This window comes from Massilia sp. TSP1-1-2 (assembly GCF_049896185.1).
In the GTDB taxonomy this organism is placed as follows: Bacteria; Pseudomonadota; Gammaproteobacteria; order Burkholderiales; family Burkholderiaceae_D; genus Telluria_A.
The window spans coordinates 1-20189 of sequence record NZ_JAFCTU010000023.1 but is presented as its reverse complement, the minus strand read 5'-3'; the positions used below and the strand labels follow the sequence as shown (position 1 = coordinate 20189).

The 20189-nt window shown below is 58.0% G+C and carries 20 protein-coding genes and 1 pseudogene; 11 read left to right on the top strand and 10 right to left on the bottom strand.

Annotation, left to right across the window (positions count from 1 at the left end; genetic code table 11):
- Positions 1–105 precede the first annotated feature (105 nt).
- Together ACP7BV_RS18635 and ACP7BV_RS18630 are read right to left on the bottom strand one after the other, a co-directional pair.
- A complete protein-coding gene (locus ACP7BV_RS18635; protein ID WP_426106026.1) occupies positions 106–1341 on the bottom strand; it encodes a branched-chain amino acid ABC transporter substrate-binding protein in 1236 nt (411 codons plus the stop codon).
- Positions 1342–1428: 87 nt separating this feature from the next.
- Positions 1429–3081 (bottom strand): 3-(methylthio)propionyl-CoA ligase, encoded by a 1653-nt coding sequence (locus tag ACP7BV_RS18630; protein WP_426105927.1) that lies wholly within the window; start codon positions 3079–3081, stop codon positions 1429–1431.
- Positions 3082–3295: 214 nt separating this feature from the next.
- Here ACP7BV_RS18630 and ACP7BV_RS18625 point away from each other — a divergent pair, with 214 nt between their 5' ends.
- From ACP7BV_RS18625 to ACP7BV_RS18580, 10 genes are all read left to right on the top strand, one after another.
- On the top strand, positions 3296–4765 hold the full coding sequence (locus tag ACP7BV_RS18625) for a protein adenylyltransferase SelO (protein ID WP_426106024.1): 1470 nt from the start codon (positions 3296–3298) through the stop codon (positions 4763–4765).
- Between the two features lie 77 nt (positions 4766–4842).
- Positions 4843–5238, top strand: coding sequence for a peptide-methionine (R)-S-oxide reductase MsrB (gene msrB / locus ACP7BV_RS18620; RefSeq protein WP_426106023.1), 396 nt, complete (start codon positions 4843–4845; stop codon positions 5236–5238).
- A 10-nt stretch (positions 5239–5248) separates the two neighbouring features.
- Positions 5249–5881 (top strand): septation protein A, encoded by a 633-nt coding sequence (locus tag ACP7BV_RS18615; RefSeq protein WP_426105925.1) that lies wholly within the window; start codon positions 5249–5251, stop codon positions 5879–5881.
- Positions 5878–6153 carry a BolA family protein gene (locus tag ACP7BV_RS18610; protein ID WP_426105924.1) on the top strand — a complete coding sequence of 92 codons (276 nt, stop codon included), beginning with the start codon at positions 5878–5880 and terminating at the stop codon, positions 6151–6153. The genes ACP7BV_RS18615 and ACP7BV_RS18610 overlap by 4 nt, the downstream gene beginning before the upstream one ends.
- 108 nt (positions 6154–6261) lie before the next feature.
- Complete coding sequence (locus ACP7BV_RS18605; RefSeq protein ID WP_426105923.1) at positions 6262–7050, top strand: foldase protein PrsA; 789 nt, start codon at positions 6262–6264, stop codon at positions 7048–7050.
- Positions 7051–7117: 67 nt separating this feature from the next.
- The gene (locus tag ACP7BV_RS18600) at positions 7118–7897 is read left to right on the top strand and encodes a peptidylprolyl isomerase (RefSeq protein ID WP_426105921.1); all 780 of its coding nucleotides are present in this window, start codon (positions 7118–7120) and stop codon (positions 7895–7897) included.
- 223 nt (positions 7898–8120) lie between these two features.
- Positions 8121–8369, top strand: coding sequence for a hypothetical protein (locus tag ACP7BV_RS18595; RefSeq protein ID WP_426105920.1), 249 nt, complete (start codon positions 8121–8123; stop codon positions 8367–8369).
- 67 nt (positions 8370–8436) lie between these two features.
- The gene (locus ACP7BV_RS18590) at positions 8437–9081 is read left to right on the top strand and encodes a hypothetical protein (protein WP_426105918.1); all 645 of its coding nucleotides are present in this window, start codon (positions 8437–8439) and stop codon (positions 9079–9081) included.
- A gap of 11 nt (positions 9082–9092) precedes the next feature.
- Positions 9093–9407 carry a heavy-metal-associated domain-containing protein gene (locus tag ACP7BV_RS18585; RefSeq protein WP_426105916.1) on the top strand — a complete coding sequence of 105 codons (315 nt, stop codon included), beginning with the start codon at positions 9093–9095 and terminating at the stop codon, positions 9405–9407.
- On the top strand, positions 9404–9763 hold the full coding sequence (locus ACP7BV_RS18580) for a hypothetical protein (protein ID WP_426105915.1): 360 nt from the start codon (positions 9404–9406) through the stop codon (positions 9761–9763). Before ACP7BV_RS18585 ends, ACP7BV_RS18580 begins: the two co-directional genes overlap by 4 nt.
- Here the strand turns inward: ACP7BV_RS18580 and ACP7BV_RS18575 are convergent.
- The 8 genes from ACP7BV_RS18575 to ACP7BV_RS18540 form a co-directional block, all read right to left on the bottom strand.
- Entirely contained in the window at positions 9744–10634 is an 891-nt protein-coding gene (locus ACP7BV_RS18575; RefSeq protein WP_426105914.1) for a CPBP family intramembrane glutamic endopeptidase, read from the bottom strand. The genes ACP7BV_RS18580 and ACP7BV_RS18575 overlap by 20 nt on opposite strands.
- A gap of 457 nt (positions 10635–11091) precedes the next feature.
- Positions 11092–11358: a PAAR domain-containing protein gene (locus tag ACP7BV_RS18570; RefSeq protein WP_426105912.1), complete on the bottom strand. Its 267-nt coding sequence runs from the start codon at positions 11356–11358 to the stop codon at positions 11092–11094.
- Between the two features lie 79 nt (positions 11359–11437).
- Entirely contained in the window at positions 11438–12865 is a 1428-nt protein-coding gene (locus ACP7BV_RS18565) for a T6SS immunity protein Tli4 family protein (protein WP_426105910.1), read from the bottom strand.
- Positions 12862–14553 (bottom strand): esterase/lipase family protein, encoded by a 1692-nt coding sequence (locus ACP7BV_RS18560; RefSeq protein WP_426105909.1) that lies wholly within the window; start codon positions 14551–14553, stop codon positions 12862–12864. The genes ACP7BV_RS18565 and ACP7BV_RS18560 overlap by 4 nt, the downstream gene beginning before the upstream one ends.
- Before the next feature lie 28 nt (positions 14554–14581).
- Positions 14582–17407 (bottom strand): type VI secretion system Vgr family protein, encoded by a 2826-nt coding sequence (locus ACP7BV_RS18555; protein WP_426105908.1) that lies wholly within the window; start codon positions 17405–17407, stop codon positions 14582–14584.
- Positions 17408–17845: 438 nt separating this feature from the next.
- Entirely contained in the window at positions 17846–18949 is a 1104-nt protein-coding gene (locus ACP7BV_RS18550; RefSeq protein WP_426105907.1) for an IS91 family transposase, read from the bottom strand.
- The gene (locus tag ACP7BV_RS18545) at positions 18946–19173 is read right to left on the bottom strand and encodes a tyrosine-type recombinase/integrase (protein ID WP_426105905.1); all 228 of its coding nucleotides are present in this window, start codon (positions 19171–19173) and stop codon (positions 18946–18948) included. The genes ACP7BV_RS18550 and ACP7BV_RS18545 overlap by 4 nt, the downstream gene beginning before the upstream one ends.
- Complete coding sequence (locus ACP7BV_RS18540) at positions 19163–19852, bottom strand: tyrosine-type recombinase/integrase (RefSeq protein WP_426105904.1); 690 nt, start codon at positions 19850–19852, stop codon at positions 19163–19165. Before ACP7BV_RS18540 ends, ACP7BV_RS18545 begins: the two co-directional genes overlap by 11 nt.
- A gap of 129 nt (positions 19853–19981) precedes the next feature.
- On the opposite strand from ACP7BV_RS18540, the pseudogene ACP7BV_RS18535 reads away from it, so the two are divergent.
- Positions 19982–20118 (top strand): annotated as a pseudogene (locus tag ACP7BV_RS18535) (IS66 family transposase zinc-finger binding domain-containing protein); the annotation flags it as partial.
- Between the last annotated feature and the right edge of the window lie 71 nt (positions 20119–20189).

Sequence of the window (20189 nt, the reverse complement as noted above, 5' to 3'; positions counted from 1 at the left end):
GTAGGGCAGAAAAGCGCAAGCGCATTCCGCCAATGCCTGCGTCTCGTTGACGCAAACATGGCGCAATGCGCGCAAAAAAAGCGCTTTTGCGCCCTACGAAGGCAATTACATCGCCGGGCGCTTCATCTGGCAAGACGTCGGCTGCGCCGCATAATACGCATCGATCTTCTTGTCCATTTTCCAGCCATAACCAGTATTTTCCTGGTCAAATTTGACAGCCTTGCCGTCAACCTTGCTCCAGGTGCCGATGTACAGCGGCTGCTGCAGCTGGTGGTCAGCCTTGTTCATCATCACGCCGCCGTTCAGGCTCTGGAACTTGGCGCCTTCCATCGCAAACGCGACCTTTTTCGGGTCGGTCGACTTGGACTGTTTGATCGCCTGCGACAGCAGGCCGATGCTCGAGTGCGTCTGCGCGGTGTAAAAATCGTCGTTGTACTTCTTTTTGTAGCCTTCGACGATCTCCTTGCCGCTCGCCACGTCGCCATTGATCAGCCAATTACCCACGATCTTGACCCGGTCCGCACCCGCCGCGCCCATCGCCGTCGGCACGCCGGTGGTCACCGCGTAATAGGTGTAGAAATTGGCCTTCAAGTCGGCATCCTTGGCAGCGCGGATCAACAGCGCCAGGTCGGCGCCCCAGTTGCCGGTAATGACGGTGTCCGCCCCCGACGCCTTGATCTTGGCAATGTAGGGCGAAAAATCCTTGACCTGCGCAATCGGGTGCAAGTCGTCGCCAACGATCTTGATGTCCGGGCGCTTGCGCTTGAGGTATTCCTTGGCGGCCCGGCTGACGGCCTGGCCGAACGCGTAGTTCTGGCCGATGATGTAGACGTTCTTGATGTCCTTGTTCGGCGCCATGTACGACGTCAGCGCTTCCATTTTCATGTCGGAATTGGCGTCAAAGCGGAAGTGCCAAAAGCTGCACTTGCTGTTGGTCATGTCGGGATCGATGGCGGCGTAGTTCAGGTAAACCACTTCCTTGCCCGGATTGCGCTCGTTATGCTTGTTGATCGCGTCCAGCAGCGCCAGGCCCACGCCGGAGCCATTGCCCTGCGTGATGTAGCGGTAGCCCTGGTCGATAACGGCCTTGAGCTGGGTGAGCGACTCTTGCGGGCTGCCCTTGTTGTCGAAGCCGACCACCTGGATCTGGTGTTCGCCCGCCCATTTTTGCGCGTTGGCCAGTTCGGCGATGGTCTGGAAACTCTTGAGCTGGTTTTGTCCGACCGGGGCGAACGGGCCCGACAGCGGGTCGATAAAGGCGATTTTGACCGTTTCGGCCTGGGCCGCAACGCTCAGCAATGCAAGTGATACAGCCAGGGTCAGCGGGCGAATAGTCTTGATCATGTGTCTCCATCCTTCTTGTAGTTGGGTCTGTGCCCATTTGCAGCAAAGCGCTGCCCATCGTCGAACTTGCCGTCGTCAAACTGGTCATGCAGTGGGCAGCAAATGCCCCTTGTACTGGTCGCGCAGCTTGTTTTTCTGGATCTTGCCGGTGGCGCCAGTGGGCAGCGCCTCGACAAAGATGACGTCGTCCGGCATCCAGAACCTGGCGATCTTGCCGTCGAAATAGTGCAGCAAGTCTTCGCGCGTCACGTCCTGCCCTGGTCGTTTGATCACCAGCAGCAGCGGCCGTTCATCCCACTTGGGGTGGGCAATGCCGATGCAGGCCGCCTGCAGCACGGCCGGATGCGCCATTGCGATATTTTCCAGGTCGATGGTGCCGATCCACTCGCCGCCGGACTTGATAACATCTTTGCTGCGGTCGGTGATCTGCATGTAGCCGTCGGCGTCGATGGTGGCCACGTCGCCGGTAGGAAACCACCCGTCCTGCAATACGTCGCCACCCTCGTTCTTGAAGTAGCTGCTGATGATCCACGGCCCCTTGACCAGCAAGTGGCCATAGGTGGCGCCGTCCCACGGCAACTCCTTGCCGTCGTCGTCGACAATTTTCATGTCCACGCCATACACGGCGTGACCTTGCTTTTGCAAGATCTTGCGCTGCGCTGCCTTGGGCAGACTCAGGTGCTTCGATTGCAGGCCCCCGGCCGTGCCCAGCGGCGACATTTCGGTCATGCCCCAGGCGTGGATGACCTGCACGTCGAGCTGGTCGATCAGCGTATCCATCATCGCCGGCGGGCAGGCCGAGCCGCCAATCACGGTGCGGCGGAACGTGCTGAAGCGCAGCTTGTTTTCAAGCGCGTAATTGACCAGGCCCAGCCATACGGTGGGCACGCCCGCCGAAAACGTCACGCCTTCGGCCTCGAACAGCTCGTACAACGACTTGCCGTCGAGCGCGGCGCCCGGATACACCATCTTCGCGCCCGACAGCAGCACCGAATACGGCAGCCCCCAGGCATTCACATGGAACATGGGCACCACCGGCAGCACGGTATCCGTGGCCGAGACGTTCAGCGCGTTGGGCATGGCCGAACCATAGGCATGCAGCACGGTCGAGCGGTGCGAGTACAGCGCGCCCTTGGGGTTGCCCGTGGTGCCCGAGGTGTAGCACAGCGAAGCGGCCGAGTTTTCGTCAAACAGCGGCCATTGGTAGTCGTCGGAGCTGCTTGCCATCAAGTCTTCATAGCACAGCAGATTGGCAATTTTTGTGTCCGTCGGCATCCGCTCGCGCCCGGCCATCAGCACAAAGGCCTTGACGCTCTTGCAGTGGGCGGCGACCGCTTCGATCAGCGGCAGGAAAGTCAGGTCGAAAAACAGGTACTGGTCTTCGGCATGGTTGGCGATGTAGGCGATCTGTTCCGGATGCAGGCGGGGATTGATGGTGTGCAGCACCGCGCCCGAACCGGAAACAGCGTAATACAGCTCCATGTGGCGGTAGCCGTTCCACGCCAGCGTTGCCACCCGGTCGCCCATGGTCACGCCCAGGCTGGTGAGCGCATTGGCCATCTTGCGCGCACGCACGTGGCAATCGCGGTAGGTGTAGCGATGCATATCGCCTTCCACGCGGCGCGAGACGATTTCTGTGGTGGGATAGTGTTTTGCTGCGTAGTCGAGAATGCTGGAAATGAGCAAGGGCTGGCTCATCATTTGGCCCATTAACGGACTCATCGGGTATGACGACATCGACACTCCTCTTAGTAGGAATCCTCAGTTTCGTACGACCGTGCTATTCCCGTCAATGTATTTCGATGGTGCGATGCAGCATGACGAAAACACGGCCAAGTTGTCTATGTGAGCGCCTTGTTGGTTCAAGGCGCGCGCGGCTTGAATTTGCCTATTACGGTAAAATTCTGGCACGACACAGAGCTACACCGAACACTACCTTACTGCGACTGGAATTGCCATTAACGCTGCCGATCTTCCACTTAAAAATGCCTTTGCCGAGTTGCCGAGTGCGTTTTACACCCGCCTCATGCCAACACCCTTGCCTGAGCCCTACTTTGTCGCGGCCAGTAGCAGCGCCGCCGCGCTGGTCGGGCTTGACGTTGCCGCGCTCGCGCAAGACGATTTCGTGGCCGCCTTTACCGGCAATGCCGTGCCGGCGCGCGCCAAACCCTTGTCGGCCGTCTACTCCGGGCACCAGTTTGGCGTCTGGGCCGGCCAGTTGGGCGACGGGCGCGCCATTTTGCTCGGCCAGCTGGACACACCTGCCGGGCCGATGGAGTTGCAGCTCAAGGGCGCCGGCCTGACGCCGTATTCGCGCATGGGCGACGGGCGCGCCGTGCTGCGCTCGTCGATCCGGGAGTTTCTCTGTTCCGAAGCCATGGCCGCCTTGAACATTCCCACCACGCGCGCCTTGATGATCACCGGGTCCGACCAGGGTGTGATGCGCGAGACGGTCGAGTCGTCGGCGGTCGCCACGCGCATGGCGCCCAGTTTTGTGCGCTTCGGCTCCTTCGAGCACTGGTATGCGCGCCAGCGTCCCGACGAACTGCGCATTCTGGCCGACCACGTCATCGCCGCTTTTTACCCTGAGCTGGCAGGCGAGTCCAACCCGTACAAGGCGCTGCTGGCCGAGGTGACGCGCCGCACCGCGCACATGATCGCCCACTGGCAGGCGGTCGGCTTCATGCACGGTGTGATGAATACCGACAATATGTCGATCCTCGGCCTGACGCTCGACTACGGTCCCTTCGGCTTCATGGAAGCGTTCGATTCCCAGCATATTTGCAACCATACCGACCAGCAAGGCCGTTACTCGTACGCCAACCAGCCCGATGTGGGGCACTGGAATTGCCACAAGCTGGGCCAAGCCCTGCTGCCGCTGATCGGCGCCGTCGACGACGCGCAAGAAGCGCTGGACGTCTACCAGAGCGCGTTTGCCGCCAAGATTGACGAACTGCTGCATGCCAAGCTGGGGCTGGACGTGGCGCTGCCGGAAGATGGCCAGCTGTTCGCCGCCATGTTCGCCCTGCTGGACCGCCACCATGTCGACTTTACCCAGTTTTTCCGCAAGCTGGGCATGCTGCAACTTGAGCTGCCGGCGCTGGACGCACCCGTGCGCGACCTGTTCATCGAACGCGACGCTTTCGACGCTTGGGCCGTGACTTACCGCGCGCGCCTGCGCCACGAGCACCGCACCGACAGCGAACGGCGGCGCGCCATGGACGCCGTCAATCCCAAGTATGTGCTGCGCAATTACCTGGCCCAGGTCGCCATCGACAAGGCCAACAACAAGGATTTTTCCGAAGTGGCCACATTGCTCGCCGTGCTCGAGCACCCGTTCGACGAACAGCATGACAACGAAGCCTATGCCGCACTGCCGCCAGACTGGGCTAGCCATCTTGAAGTAAGCTGCTCTTCTTAAAGTAAGCTGCTCCTCTTAAGTAAGCTGTTCCTCTTGACCCTACAGAAAGACTTGCCATGACCGACGAAGCGAACGAGATGAAAAAGACCGTGACCAAGACCGACGAGCAATGGCGCGCCATGCTCGATCCGATGCAATACCAGGTTACGCGCCACGCGGCCACGGAACGCGCCTTTACGGGCGAGTTCTGGGACCACCACGAGCACGGCATCTACACTTGCGTGTGCTGCAACACGCCGCTGTTCGCGTCGGACGCCAAGTTTGACTCCGGCTGCGGCTGGCCAAGCTATTTCAAGGCGCTCGATCCGGCCAATGTGATTGAAAAAGTCGACCGCGCCCATGGTATGCTGCGCACCGAGATCATTTGCGCGGTCTGCGACGCCCACCTGGGTCACGTTTTCCCCGACGGCCCGCCGCCAACGGGCCTGCGTTATTGCATCAATTCCGCGTCACTGCGGTTCGACCCAACCTGACCATTACCACATGAAACTTCTGTTCGACTTTTTCCCGATCCTGCTGTTTTTCGTTACGTTCAAAGTTGCCGGTCTGTACGAGCAGGCCTCGTTCAAGCTTGCCTCCAAGCTGATCGGCGGCTTTGTCTCGGGCGACGGCATTGCACCCGACCAGGGACCGATCATGCTGGCCACCATCGTGGCCATTGTCGCGGCCGTGGTGCAGGTCTGCTACGTCAAGCTGCGCGGAAAAAAGGTCGACCTGATGCTGTGGATTTCAGTGTCCGTCATCACGATTTTCGGCTGCCTGACGATCTACTTCCACAATGCAAAATTCCTGATGTGGAAGCCGACCATCATTTACTGGCTGCAAGCGGCTGCCTTCCTGATTGCGCTGTTCGGCTTCAAGAAAAACCTGATCCGCGAAGTCATGCAGGCGCAAATCAAGCTGCCCGATCCCGTGTGGACCCGCCTGTGCCTGGCGTGGATCGTGTTTTTCATCGGCATCGGCTTGCTGAACCTGCTCGCCGCCTTCGTCATTTTCGCCGGCAATACCGACGCCTGGGTCAACTTCAAGACCTTTGGCATGACCGGCCTGCTGTTCGCCTTTATCGTCGGCCAGACCTTTTATCTGTCCAAGTATATTGAAGAGGAAAAAGTATGAGCGCGCTCACCCGTCCCGAGCGCATCCGCGCGCAGCTGTCCGCCGCACTCGCGCCTTCGCAGCTCGAACTGACGGACGAATCGGCACTGCACGCGGGCCACGCCGGCGCTGCCTCCGGCGGCGGCCACTACCGCTTGCGGATCGTCTCGGAGCGTTTTGAAGGGCTCAGACTCGTCATGCGACATCGACTCGTGTATGATTCCGTGCACGATATGATGCACACCGAAATTCACGCTCTCGCCATCACCGCTTTGGCTCCGTCCGAAGTGTGATTGTCTTCGCGTGATTCAGTGTTCCTTAAGTAATCTGTCGGACAATTGACTTGCTAAGTAAAAAAATTAATCTTGTCCAAGCAACCTTCCCAATTCAGGAATTTCATAATGACTTTTAAGCCAGCCCGTTTGCTGTTAGCACTGATCGCCGTAGTCGCCATGCCTGCCTTCGCGCAAAACGTCGCCGTCGTGAACGGCAAAGCCATTCCCATGTCGCGCGTCGAAGCAACCGTCAAGCAGGTCGAGGCCCAAGGCCAGCAAAAGGATTCCCCTGAACTGCGCGACATGATCAAGAAAGACTTGATCGCCCGCGAAGTGATGATGCAAGAAGCCCTCAAGCAAGGTTACGACAAGAACGAAATCGTCAAGCAGCAACTCGATGGCGAGCGTCAGCGCCTGGTCGTCAGCGCCATGATGCGCGACTACGCCGACAAGCACAAAGTGACGGACGCCGAGATCAAGACCGAATATGACCGGATCAAGGCGCAGGCCGGCGACAAGGAATACCATATCCGCCATATCGTCGCCGAGACCGATGCTGAAGCGAAGGCAATCATTGGCAAGCTCAAGGGCGGCGCCAAGTTTGAAGACCTGGCCAAGACCTCCAAGGACGCAGGCAGCGCGGCCACCGGTGGCGACCTGGACTGGGTAACGCCGTCGGAGTCCTTCCCTAAGGAATTTAGCGAAGCCTTCACCGCACTGCAAAAAGGCGCCGTCACGCAAGCGCCGGTGCAGACCCCGATCGGCTTTCACGTGATCAAGCTGGACGACACGCGTGCGCTGAAATTCCCGTCGCTGGAAGAAGCCAAGCCGCAGATCGCCGAGGGACTGACCCGGAAAAAAGTGCAAGCCTATCAGGAACAACTGGCCAAGAAAGCCACGATCTCCATTAAGTAATTTCAATAGATTGAGTCCGCGCATCAGCAGTATGTGCGGCGCCCGCCATTTTTAGAGGAACCGAACAATGATTTTGAAGCCTGCCCGCCTGATGATTGCCCTGCTTGCCCTGGTTGCCGCACCTGTGTTCGCACAGAACGCCGCCACCGTGAATGGCAAGCCAATCACGAACGCGAAGATCGACCTGATGGTCAAGCAAGTGGTTGCCCAAGGCAAGCAAACCGATTCTCCGCAATTGCGCGAAGCAATCAAGCGCCAACTGATCGGCCTCGAAGTGCTGATCCAGGAAGCGGACAAGCAAGGTTTCGGCACGCGTCCGGAAGTCAAAGCTGCGCTCGAGAACGCCCGTCAGAGCATCATCATCAATGCCATGCTGGCCGATCAGGTCAAGAAGAATCCGATCAAGGAAGCCGACATCAAGGCCGAGTACGACAAGTACAAGGCACAGCAGGGCGACAAGGAATACCACGTTCGCCACATCGTCGTGCCAACCGAAGAAGAAGCCAAGGGCGTGATCGCCAAGCTCAAGACTGGCAGCAAGTTCGAAGACCTGGCCAAGGCGCAGTCGAAAGACGGCGCGGCAGCCAATGGCGGCGACCTCGACTGGATTACCCCGGCCGCGTACGTGCCTGAGTTCTCGACCGCCATGGTCGCACTGAAAAAAGGCGCCGTGAGCGACGTCCCGGTCAAGACCCAGTTCGGTTTCCATGTCATCAAGCTCGAAGATACGCGTCCATTCAAGATGCCACCGTTTGAAGAAGTAAAGCAGCAGTTTGCCGAGTCGATGCAGCAGAAGAAGCTGCAAGCGTTCCGCGAACAGCTGATGAGCAAGGCAACCATCAAGTAAGTACGCAAGTTCGTACGCAAGCAAGCACTGAAAGGTGCAGGAACAAGCCGCCACGGTTAGCCCTGGCGGCTTTTTTTTCGCCACCCGCTCGCCTTGCGGCGCGCGTTAAGCGAACGGCGAGGAATATTGATATCATGAACCCATGTCCCGCGCCGTCCGCCATCTGTTCGCCTGCCTGCTCCTCGTGCTCCTGCCCTGTCAAGCACTGGCCGCGAGCTTCGCCATGGCCAAGGCTCCCTTGGTCACCTGCGCCGACCAGATGATGGAAGGCATGGATTGCTGCGACCAGGATAGCGGCACTTGCCCCGATGCCAGCAATTGCGCGCTGCACCTGGCTGCAATCGCCCTGCCCGTCCAGACTGCCGCCGCGCCGGCATTGGGCGGCTGCGGCGCCGCCGTGGCGCCCATAGCCACTCTGCACGACTCCTTCATTCCCGACGGCCCGCAACGCCCGCCCCAAGCCCTCCCCTGACCTGACTTTGCCCGGCTTATCTGCTCGCATTCTGCGCGCAACCGGCATGCTCAACCAGAGGATAACAATGACAACTTCAATGGCAAGGTCATGGACCTGTGACGCCCTGCTCGCGGCCGCCCTGCCTGCCGCGGCCGCCCCCATGGGCTTCCAGGGCTCGACAATGGCCATGGGCGACTTTGGCGCCAACTGGCGCGAGCAATACGTCAACTACGCGCTCACGCCGCGCGACGCCGTTGGCGTGAGCGCCACGTGGATGCGTTCGGACGACCGCCAGCTGACGCGCGAGGTTGACGAACTGACGTACACGCGGCTCGTGAAACGCTGGAACAGCAAGCATGCGCAGGCCAACGTCTGGTTCTTGGGCGGCATTGGTCTCTTGCATCGTGACGGACGCAACCGGGCCATGGCGACGCCGGGCGTGCAGGTCGACTACGAAACCACCCGCGTCTACCTGGGCGCCACCGGAAGGCTGTATCGCGCTTCCGGCGTCAACCATGACTTCGCTTCAGCGCGCGCCGGTTTTTCTTTTTACGCGGCTGAATACGAGCAAACGCAACCCTGGCTGATCGTCGAAGCACGACGCATGCGCGGCCTCAGTGAACGCACCGAAGTCACGCCCATGCTTCGCTTCATTAACAAGAACTATTTCGTGGAAGCCGGCGTCAACAACATGCGCCAGGCCCGCTTTAATTACATGTACATCTTTTAGGAGTGACCATCATGAAATCTATTATCGCCATCGCACTGCTGGCAGCCTCGCTTTCCGCGCAGGCGGCGCAATCCTTGAAGGCCGAAGTCAACGGCATGGTCTGCGCTTTCTGCGCCCAGGGCATCGAAAAGAAATTGCGCGCGCTGTCGCAAGCGCAAGATGTCTACGTCAATCTCAAGGACCGCGTGGTGGTCGTTGAACTGCGAGAAGGCCAGACCATCGCGCCGCAGGTATTCAAGGACCTAGTCAAGGATGCCGGCTACGATGTGGTCTCGGTGGAGACGGTGGCCCAGTCCGCCAAGCAGATCAAGGCTGGCGTCAAATGAGCCGTCATGCCTCCATGCTGTCGCTGTTTACCAGCGGCAGCACCTTGATTTGCTGCGCGCTGCCGGCGCTGCTGGTATCGATCGGGGCCGGCGCGGCCTTGTCGTCGCTGGTGTCCGCGGTGCCGCAGCTGGTCTGGTTTTCGCTCCACAAGGGTCCCGTGTTTGGCGTTGCGGGGATCATGTTGCTGGCGTCCGGCCTGTTGCAATGGCGTGCCCGCAACCTACCCTGCCCGCTAGATCCTGCGCTGGCCGCTTTGTGCACCTCGACGCGCCTAGCCTCGCTGCGGCTGTACTGGCTGTCGGTGGGCATCTTTGCGATCGGCGCGTTTTTTGCGTTCATTGCTCCGCTGCTGTGAGCTGCGCGCGGGCGGCGGTGCGCGATACGAGATGGCCATTGCGGCTGGCGCGCAGCAAAAGCAAGACGGTAAAGAGCGCGATCATCACCAGCGTCACGGCCGACGCTTCCACGCCGTAGGCGCCGCCGGCAAGCCAGTCCGGCCCGGATAACTGCCCCTGCAACAAGCCGCGCGCCGGGTGGCCGGAGGTTGGGATGCCGAAGACGCCATCGGAGACAAAATTCCAGGCAAAGTGCATCCCCACAGTCAGCCACAGGCGGCGGGTAATCAGATACGCGGCGCCAAAGAGCAGGCCTGCGAGCGCCGTGTTGGCGACAGCGATGGCCGTGATGCCATCGTTGGGCAAGTGCGCGACGGCAAAAATGACCGCCGACAGCACCAACGCCACCCGGCTGCCGAGCGAGCGCTCCATCAAGCGCAACAGCACGCCCCGAAACACCAGTTCCTCGATCAGGGCGACAAACAGCATCTCGACCAAGGACTTGGCTACCGGGGACCAGTTGCCGGTGCCCGTTACGTGAAAGCTTCCAACGGCGGCCAACAGGCCGATGACCGTTAAAAATAGTAGCGTGCCGAGCAGCAGGCCGGCACCGAATTCGACGCCGGCTCCCGTGCTGCTTAATTCGGTTGCAGGCCGGTGCTCCACTTTGCGTACGTAAAAAAGATAGCCGCTAATGCCGACCAGCGCGGCCAGCAGCGGGGGCCAGAACGCGCGCAGCGATTTGTCGGGTATTTGATTGGACAGTATCAGGACCAGTGCCACGGGCAGGCATACCGCGACGATGCCGAGCACGATGCGAATAAGAGTGAAGCGGGTAAGTGAGTTGGAGAGGGGGGCGGCGTGTACGGGTGCAGTAAGTGGAGCATTCATGGTCTCAATTCCTTGGCAATTTCGAGTATTGAACAAGCCCATTGTATAAGGGCTTATATAACTAGGCAAGCGAACTTTGGACAAGTCAACAGACGCCAGGAACCCGGCACGCTCAGCGGATGGGGCAGTTGCAGTGGAACGGTTACCCTTACGAATGACCGTTTGCGCCCACGCCCCCAAAGCCGCCCTTCGAGCCGACTCGACGGTTGATGACACAGCTGATTCAACTTTATTGATGGCTTTTGACCGTCCTCATGTGCCGCGCTTGGATAATCGCCTGCCAGTAAGCTAAATCGTATCCAGTGAGGTTCAAGGAGGCAACTTCGACCAGCTCCGTAGTAAGCGTCTGTGTGATTCGCAAGTTGCTAGTATGCGGCCGACGGGTATTGTTGGCCGGACCACTCAATTATGTCGGAACAGCACAGACCGTGAAGTGCGACCGCGTTCATTCGCACGACTATTTCGAAGCAAATATCGCTTGGGTGGCAATCAGCGCAGCCCCACAGGTGGTTTTGTGGCCTTCGTATGCAACGGCAATGCCGTCGATGAGGTGGATGGGATTTCCTTCAGCGATGGTACACCCGTCGTGGCCGCTGATTGGACATGAGCACAGGTCGCCAACCCGAGCCACGGGTATGCCATCGATTATGTAATTTGTTGCCGCGACCCGGACAACCTTTCCGCCGTGCGTTGTCGAGTCTCCTAGGCGAATAGCGTTTAGCAACTTGATGCTCCAAAGTCAGACTTCATTAGTTAAAACGAACTTGGTCCCGAAAGTCGTCCTGACGGACAATTTGGCGCTATCAGGCGCGCCCGGGGGTAGAATCGTCAACATTGCTAGAGTTTGGCAGTGCAGGTTTGCCGCCAATTTCAGGATTGCTATCGACTTCATCTTCATCGGGTAGTGTGGTGTAATCGACCAGCCTCCAGACTGTGGAAATATGTTCGGAACGGGACTCGCCGCTAAGCTTTCGCCAAAAACTCGGCGGCGCGGTCAGGGTCGCGGGAGGCATGTTTTCGCCTTCCCGGAAGAATCTGCGCGATCCGCCAACAACGTTTTCTGATTCCTTGCATTCCCAGAAGCCAGCTTGTGGACAAGCGCTACCCGTTGCGGCAAGTTGTCCTAGCGCGACTTTTGAGGCAGCGGCGGTCTTGCCGCCGCTTACCGTGGCTGTAGCGCGAATTTTCAGGCTTGAGGAAACGCGTTGCCAAAGCTGAAGAATCTCCTCGTCCGACAGACTCGAATTGATCGGCTGGCCAGGTCGTCCTTTTCCAGTTTGTATTTCGAGCGTGATCGTTGGCGCCAGCACATCGTTCATCAATCCAGGCCCTTCCCACATGAAAGCGTGCGCACTTGTGCCATTCAAATCCTTAACTCTATCCAGCACCTCTTCACCTGGAATGGCATTGATGATGCGCTGCCCTTTACCAAGCGATTTGAAATGCGATGCATATTCACGCTTGGTTTCGCTTTCCGAGTCTCTAACGAGTAAGGAATCCTCAATCTGCTTTCTGTTTATTGACGTGTCGAGCCGAATAGCAACATCAGGATGTCCTTTTAACGAGGCGAACATCGTTACCGATTCGTTATCGGCCGCATCTAGCGGATCACGGATCAGTCCCTTTTCGATGCAAAAACCGGGATGGGTGGGAATCTGGTTTGGCATGAGGGCTTCGAAGTTCTTGACCAGCTTGAGCACATTGTTTTCGCTGCGCGGCACCGCTAAACTCTTTCCCGTGAAATGGTATGCGACTGAATTCTTTAAGCCAAACGCCTCGATACTGATTCCTTCCTCGGTGCCAGGAACACGCTGTCCATACTCCATAATCGCGACCGGCTTTTCACGACCGTAATACACTAAAGTAGACTTAAAGTTGATCGCCTCGACGTCCAATTTCTTTTCCATGGAAGGCCGGTCGTACTCATTTTTCTTGAGCGCCACCGCTTGCTCTAGTTGTTCGAGTTCTGATCGTAGTTGCTGGTCTGTGTAGCCGGACTGCACCTGGATATCTACGCTCGCGATACGAGCAGGGGTAAATTCTACCTCCGCGCCTTCTGGCAAATCGATCGTAAATCGCCCTACGCATACTGTCATCATCTTTTGTGTCATGTTATTCACTTTGGTCTTGTCGTGATTGTGGTTATTCCCAAACAGTAGCCCCGCTGTGGTGATTACGATCATCGCCGTTACCCCGGCCACCCACATTTTTCGTGAAAGCGTCCATTTCATTTTGCCACCTGCGCGATTTTAACAATCAGATGATGTGTCAGCATTAGCATTGCCTCGTTCTTATAGCTGCCTTGGTGGTCATAACCTTTAGTCCGGAAAAGACGCTTTACTTTGCCTCGCGGTCCCGCGCCCGACTGTTGAGACACGGTTCCGTCTCCCGGAGCGTCCTGCACGCCTGGGCCAAAAAGAAGCCCTTCATCTTTCGCAACTGTGTAGGCCGGGAACCGAATCGCGCGTGCTCCCCCCGAGTGAAGTCCCTCCGCTGTTTGGCCCAGCGGCATAAGCGGACCGACTTCCTTCCCCAGCGCGTATTGGTTATCTGTTACCCAGCGAAATACGCCAAATGACATTTGATCTTCGTCGGCGCCATAATACGCATAGGAAATTGGGTGGTAATAGGTATTAAGCAACTCCATGTGGAAGTGTTCCGCCTGACATACCGCTTTTTCGATCGCCACATTAACGCCGCCTTTATCGCCGGCAAATTTTCCTGCTGGATCGGCCAGATCCGGATTAATTAGTCGATACCATATCTTGAGATCACGATAAAGATCATATGGATTGTCCGGTTGTAGCGCTGCGATATCTTTAAGTTTCTCGTTCGGTTGTTTTACCGAGGCAAACAACCACGGTTTGGGGTAGAGGTGATTAGGAAGAAGCTCCAGCGCACCGCACGCCGTAGCCATCGCCGGCGTAGTACGGTCGGCCGTTCTCCCGGCAATGTCGGCGAACTTGCCCATCGCCAGACTATCCAACATTCCTTTTCCAGGTGCAGTTGCCTCGGTTCCGCAGGTGACTCTGCGGTAGGCGAGTGGTGCGCCCAATGCTGGCATGACGCCGTGCACGATCCCCGCAATCTGATTTGGGATTTGTTTGGCGCACGCGCGTGCGACCAATCCGCCCATTGAGTGAGTAACGAGGATGACTTGTTTGCAGTCATGCTTACGCTCCGTCCAGAATTTAATGACTTCCTGAATACGCAGTTTTAGTCGTTCTGCAGAACGTTCATTTGACTGAATCCAGTTGTATCCGCACGCGTAGACCGGGTACTGAGCTTTAGAGAATTTTTCGAGTTCTGCCTCAGTCAAGGCAGCCATATCGGACGCATCCCAATCGTCCTTGTCGTATTCGATAACATCCTCCCAGTGACTGTTCGGTATCCGATTTCTGAACAACGACAGTGTGAAGGTTTTGTTTAATTTGAGGTGTAGATCGACAAGCAACTCTCCATAGCTGTCCCAATGAAGTTCGCCCCACCAACGCATGCGCAGTGCCGCTTCGTCTCCTGGGGCAAAATCATCATCGTCCAGTTCAATCAAACCGCTGTCATCGACTTCGACGGTATCTCCGTCAAGAATCCTCTGCCGCTGTTTTGGATTACGTTTTTCCCATAAAGAAGCTTCGCTTAAGCCAGCCATCTTTCCGTTCGGAGGTGACCAAGCGGGCCTGCCAGGGTTCAGCGCTTTGTTTCGCTCCGACTCGTTAGCTGGCTTTCTCTTAGCGCACAAATTGCTGCCCATGATGCCAGGAACCATAATGACGGGGATGACTTTGTTCGGCCGCACTGGAATTGCGCCGCGTGTTTTCATTGCCGCTGGGGTTAGACTGCTTTTTCCCGCGAGTTTACCGTCCACGCCAACTTTTGGATCGGGCAGACGTCGTACAGGTTCGGCCTTTGGATCGGACATAATTAATCTTTATAAATTTAGCGGACTATTAGCTGTCTTCAGGCTGGTCGATGATGATTTCAAAGTCGCCCATGGCGCTCGATTTCATCAGACTCGTCCGGCCTTGCGCGTCAGTTTTACCTTCAACGACCTGGCCGTCAGGCAGGGTGGCACGGTAGCGACGACCGGTCACAGGCAAGCCGCTCTGCGGATCGAACAGATAGATCCGCTCATCGGTTTTAATGTCACTGGTCGGCATTGTGATGCCAGGCGCACTCCCACCACCGCCGGTAACATGGGCAAACTTCGACGACTTGATGGTATGGGTATTGGTACATTGCTGTACGATTGCATCACCGCCAATATCAACTTGAGCCCCGGTGGTGGCAATGCGTACTTTAGGCGCCTGCAGGATGATTTCATCGGCCGCGCTGAGGACTATACGCTTCGCTGAAGTAATCTCGATATTGCCCTTATGGGTTTGTAGTTCCATCTTTCCAGATGCAGCAATTAATTTCATCCCCAGTTTGTGGGCGAAAACGCTGATACTTTCCGCTGCGCGGAGAAGGATCTGTTTTCCGCTTGTCATCTGTGAATTGCTCACACTTATTATATCGATCTGGGCCTGCGCTCCGAGCAGGATACTGTCCTGGCTACCGATGGCAACTCCGGCAGGCGCGCTAATGGCAACCATTGGCGCTTTGCCTCCGGCACTATTTGGCTCGGTATTCGAACCTGCCTCCCATTGTTTTAAAGATTCAATCATCTTGTCCATTTTCGCCGTCGCGGTCGCGTCGGCATGATGCGTCTCGGACAACTGGGATAGTTGCTCCTGGACGCTTTTAAGAACTTCCGCCAAGCCGAGCAGCGAGTCACGCTGCAACAGTCTGCCATCTGCGCCCGGTTGGCCATCGGCGCTAATGAATACTCCGCCTTTGCCACGAACCGAGACTGCCTTGTCCGAGCGTAACTCTGCTCCCTCTCCGCGCGCCTGGCCTTTTCCGTCGCGCCGGGGACGCGTCAGCCACCCGAGATTGAGCTCGCTGTGGCCATGCTCGCTTGCTAGCTGCGCGTTGATCTGACCGGTTGTGTCATCAAGGCGCAACTGGTTGGCCCGAGCGCCGTTAATCTCTTTGCTTTTTATGCCCGCTAAGAATCTGTTGCCAGGTAACCCGCCTGACTGGCTGAAGGCTGGCGGTCGAGCCGTCCCGTATACGCGGCCAACGACGACTGGCTTGTCGGGATCGCCGCCGATAAAGTCCACCAGCACTTCGTCGCCAATGCGCGGAAGGCTGATGCTGCCCCACTGATCGCTGGCCCAGTGGCTAGCCACGCGCACCCATGCGGAATCAGCGTCGCTATTGGATGCGCCTGGTCCGTTGTCGTGGTCTTGTTCGCGGGTGCCGGGAAAGCGGAGTTTTACCCGGCCTAGAGCATCGCAGTGGACTTCTTCGCCTGGCGGTCCGACAACAAGGGCGCTCTGAATGTAAACCCGCGGCAGGTCCGTACGGGGATCAAAAGCAGGGACGATGGGTATCCCCCGTCGCACGCAGGAAAAGCGATTGCTGTACTTTACATCGCGTTGTTCGCTCGCAGCGGTCAGTGCCGCAGCGGTCAGGGACGCTTGCCATCCATTTGCGGCGAATAGCCGGCGCACCTGGTCATCGAGGGTCTTGGGGAGATTGCTTTCAGCGTGGAGCGACAGCGCAGTCAGCACAAATTCTCGCTCGCTTTCGGCATGCTCGTCAATTTCTGGTTGGCCGTCCAGACGGATCCATTCGCCGATACAAAAATCGCGTACGCCGCTTTCGCCGTGAAAGCATTTTGCTTCGTACTCGTGGCGCTGCATGCGAAGCTTACCGAGCCGCTGATAATCAAACAAATTGTCGCCCACATGAGGCGCGTCGATAACATAGTCGTCTAGACTGAAAGCGAATTGGTCCCCAGCGTCCCCTTGCTGCATTGTTGTGGGAAGTTGCGCTGCCGTCATTCCGCCCTTGCGGTAGTCCCAACTTTGACGCATGACGCTGCCCGCTTTGAGGTTGCGCACGGCTCCCCAGCTAAACACGCTGTCGGCGGTTTGCGTCGCCGTATCGCGATGGAAGCGCACTGTGCCTGCCGCGTTTTGTGTAAGTGAGTCGGGCGTGTCGAATAACACGAGGGTGTGGGACGGGGTTACATCGTTGTCAATCTCGCTGGGTTTGCCGGGGCGAAAAAACCATGAAATGCCTTGCCGTTTCCACATGCGGCGCAGGAACGCCGCGTCCGATTCGTTGTACTGCATCGTAAATTCGCGGGACGGATAGGACGCTGTAAGACCTGAAGTATCGATATCGAATGCTTTAGCAAGAACAGGATTGACTGCGCGCCACTCGCTCACCATCGCAACCGTTAGCTCTACTTCGCTAGAATTGCGGAAGACCCGCGTGTTCGTTCGCTGTTCCATCAGAGCCAGCGCATCGCGTACAACTAATTGATAGGTCGCCAGGCCGCCGTCGCTTTCTCCAGTCGCCGCCTCCGATACGATTCCGCACACTGAACGAAGCTGGCCAGTTGCGGTAACAAATTGTAGCTCGACGGGTAGCGCTATAAAGTCCTTGAGCGGTAAGTTCGCATAGGTTGATACGCACAACAGCCGATATTCGATACCACCACAAATGGCTTCGTCTCCCGTCACCTGCTTTATGAGCAGTGCGTCGTCATGGATGCGGTGTTGGCCGGACAAACGCAGGCGAATTGGCCGATTTGCCTCGCTCAGGCCGGAGAAATGGGCGGCGAGCTCGATTAAATTCATTTTTACATGTCTTTTTTGATGAGATGGGAGACTATGGCCGAACGAATCGCATCCGTTGGGTAATTTTAAATTAAACATCATTGTTTTTGCAATAATATACTAAACGTTGAGTGGACTCAAAAAGTTAGTATCATTTATCGAATTAGTTGAAGCTGATGTGGCGCAAAAATCGATGCGCAGGCCACTGCCTGATCACCTATCACGCGCCGAAAAGGTGTATGCGCCTAACGAATAAGGTTAGATCGAGCGAGCGTAGCGACGCCTCGATCTGAACCGTTTGTTGGACAAGCCCGGTCCGTGAGCCGCGTTGTAGGCATATAGGAAATATATCTTTGGAAGTTCGGTGCGCTGCCCCCTGTTGCGGGGTGCAGGCGGGGCGGAGGCTGGACCGAAGCGGAATTGTCCGCTGTCTGATTGGCGTTGGGCTTGGTTTTGAACGGTTTTCGCCCTATTTCAGGCGAACGGAGTGCTCAGCCACGGGGAAGCTGCAACCGTCTTTCGTTCCGATTGTCTGCGCGTTCACATGGTAGTCGTGCCCGCCTTCGTCGCAATCGGTGATGGTGGTCGCCGCAGGCGCGTTTGTACGATCGACATTTTCGCCCCGCAGCATGGACACGCGACCGCTGATCGCTTCCTGAGCACGGCGGTAACGCGCGGCGGCAGGCATTTGAGCACGATGTGAAGCAAGGCGATCAGGCGCTTGCAGTTGGAGTGCAGAATGCCGAAATTGCGCGCGCGCCGGAAGCCTTTGGGCAGCACATGCTGCAGCACGAGCCTGAGGAAATACGCACCGGGCACGGTGCGTATTTCCATCTTCCTGGTCTTCGCATTCTGGTACCGGAAGCTCACCTGGCCACCGTTCACGGCGACGATATTCTTCTCCGCGATGACGCCCCGGTAGAGATAACGCCCGAGGTAGACGAGCGCCTTGTCGCCGCTGCCCACGCTCTTACAATCGACGACCCAGGACACCGGATGGCGCGCTGGAAGGGCCAGGCCCGCATAGGCGATGCCGGCGAGGATCTTGGCCCGGAACACCTTGGCCAGTGCTTTGTGGCTGAAAAGATAGCCCCCTTTGGCCCCGGGCGCGCGCTTGGTGTTCCAGCGCTTGCGCACGGCATCAACGGCGCCCGCCGGCATGACCAGATGGACATGCGGATGGTAGTCGAGCCGGCGCGTGTGCGTGTGCAGCACTGCGATGGCGCCGGGTGTGCCGCGCAACTGCTTGTCGTTCTCGCTGAAGGTGCGCACCGTGTCCCACGCAGCACGCATGAGCAAGTCGTAGCGCACGCTCTGGTTGCCCTGCCAGAGAGGACGAAATTCGGCCGGCAACGTAAATGTTAGCAGGAAGTATTCCGCGGGCAGTTGCCTGGCGCGCTGGCGGGCAAGCCACTGCTCGCTCTCGTGATGCTGGCAGTGTGGGCAATGGCGGTTGCCGCAGGAGTGCGGCACGTAGACCTGGTGCTCGCAGTCGTCGCAACGGACCTGCATCTTCAAGCTGGCCTGATTGCGGCAGCGTTTCATCGCCGCGAGCGCGCGCCGCTGATCGGTGTTGAGCCTGCTGCCGTACTGCGCCAGCAAGTCGGTGTCGAAGGCATTGATGACGGAGGCGAGGCGCGTCATTTGACCTTCCCCCAGGTCACCGTGAAACTGTCCATCAGGCCATTGATGCGGTCGATGGCGTTGTGCCTGGTCTGCTCCGTCAGATGGGTATAGCGGGCGGTGGTGAGAATGGACTCGTGGCCAAAGTATTTCTGTACTTCAAGCAGGTCGACGCCCGCCTCGATCAAATGGGTTGCAAAGGCGTGGCGCAGTGAATGGGGTGTGATCTTGTTTTTAGACCGCAACTGGCAACGACCTGGTGCAGGGTTGCCGCCACGCCGCCGCGTCGAGCGGTGTAGTGGCGCACGAGCCACCCTTGATGCCGCCGGCCCGGCTCGGAAACACCAGCACCGGATTGCGGTGCACTTGCCAGTAGTCGCGCAGAAGACTGTAGGTCGCCTTCGGCAATGGTACAAAACGGTCCTTGTTGCCTTTGGCATTGCGTATGTGCACCCGCCTGCGCGCGCCGTCAATATCGCCCACTTCCAAACGCAGCCCTTCGCCCAGACGCAGGCCCAGGCTGTAGAGCGTGAAGAAGAGCACGCGGTAACTGAGCACCCGCGTGGCGCTGACCAGGCGCTGCATCTCCTCGACCGTGACAATGTCGGGCAGGCGTTGACTACGTGGAGGCTTGACCAGTCCGGGCGCGGGCCAGGGCTTGGCCAGGACATGCTCGTAGTAAAAGCGCAGCCCGTACAGGTCAAGCTTGACCGCGCTCCAGGAATGCGTGGCTAGACGCTCGCTGAAATAATCGGTCAGCTGCTGCGCGGACAGGTCGTCGATGCTCTGCTCGAAGCGCTCGCCTGCCTGCCGAATAGCGCGCGAGTAGGCGTCAATCGTCTTCGGTTGCAGCCCTTTGAGCTTCAGGTGCTGCAGGTGGCGTTCGTAATTGCGTTTGAAATTTGCGGCGGTATGTGTTTCCATAGCGATGTGACCTCGTTTCGTATGATTCAAACCCTCGGACAAGGGGCGAGGTCACATTCTGAATCATCCAGCCGGATCGATCATCAGCCCGGATCGCAATCCTGCCGCGTAGCGGCTTCGTCCAACTCTGACGCGTGCCCGGCCTGCGGTGGCGAACTGCGCGCCACTTGGGCGAGGACGTGGCCGAGCACCTAGAATATGTGCCGGCCAGCTTCCATGTGAGCCGCCATGTCCGCCCAAAGCTGTGCTCGACGCGTGGATGTTGTTACGTCCTTTGAAATCCTAGGCTCGCCGGGGCGCTAAATCCCGGGCTCTTCGAGGGCGTTCAGTAAGCTTT

Excerpts from the sequence above, each read along its gene's own strand:
- ACP7BV_RS18630 (WP_426105927.1), bottom strand. The coding sequence starts at position 3,081 with ATGTCGTCATACCCGATGAGTCCGTTAATGGGCCAAATGATGAGCCAG.
- msrB (WP_426106023.1), top strand. The coding sequence starts at position 4,843 with ATGAAAAAGACCGTGACCAAGACCGACGAGCAATGGCGCGCCATGCTC.
- ACP7BV_RS18615 (WP_426105925.1), top strand. The coding sequence starts at position 5,249 with ATGAAACTTCTGTTCGACTTTTTCCCGATCCTGCTGTTTTTCGTTACG.
- ACP7BV_RS18610 (WP_426105924.1), top strand. The coding sequence starts at position 5,878 with ATGAGCGCGCTCACCCGTCCCGAGCGCATCCGCGCGCAGCTGTCCGCC.
- ACP7BV_RS18605 (WP_426105923.1), top strand. The coding sequence starts at position 6,262 with ATGACTTTTAAGCCAGCCCGTTTGCTGTTAGCACTGATCGCCGTAGTC.
- ACP7BV_RS18600 (WP_426105921.1), top strand. The coding sequence starts at position 7,118 with ATGATTTTGAAGCCTGCCCGCCTGATGATTGCCCTGCTTGCCCTGGTT.
- ACP7BV_RS18595 (WP_426105920.1), top strand. The coding sequence starts at position 8,121 with ATGGCCAAGGCTCCCTTGGTCACCTGCGCCGACCAGATGATGGAAGGC.
- ACP7BV_RS18590 (WP_426105918.1), top strand. The coding sequence starts at position 8,437 with ATGACAACTTCAATGGCAAGGTCATGGACCTGTGACGCCCTGCTCGCG.
- ACP7BV_RS18585 (WP_426105916.1), top strand. The coding sequence starts at position 9,093 with ATGAAATCTATTATCGCCATCGCACTGCTGGCAGCCTCGCTTTCCGCG.
- ACP7BV_RS18580 (WP_426105915.1), top strand. The coding sequence starts at position 9,404 with ATGAGCCGTCATGCCTCCATGCTGTCGCTGTTTACCAGCGGCAGCACC.
- ACP7BV_RS18575 (WP_426105914.1), bottom strand. The coding sequence starts at position 10,634 with ATGAATGCTCCACTTACTGCACCCGTACACGCCGCCCCCCTCTCCAAC.
- ACP7BV_RS18565 (WP_426105910.1), bottom strand. The coding sequence starts at position 12,865 with ATGAAATGGACGCTTTCACGAAAAATGTGGGTGGCCGGGGTAACGGCG.
- ACP7BV_RS18560 (WP_426105909.1), bottom strand. The coding sequence starts at position 14,553 with ATGTCCGATCCAAAGGCCGAACCTGTACGACGTCTGCCCGATCCAAAA.
- ACP7BV_RS18555 (WP_426105908.1), bottom strand. The coding sequence starts at position 17,407 with ATGATGTTTAATTTAAAATTACCCAACGGATGCGATTCGTTCGGCCAT.
- ACP7BV_RS18550 (WP_426105907.1), bottom strand. The coding sequence starts at position 18,949 with ATGACGCGCCTCGCCTCCGTCATCAATGCCTTCGACACCGACTTGCTG.
- ACP7BV_RS18540 (WP_426105904.1), bottom strand. The coding sequence starts at position 19,852 with ATGGAAACACATACCGCCGCAAATTTCAAACGCAATTACGAACGCCAC.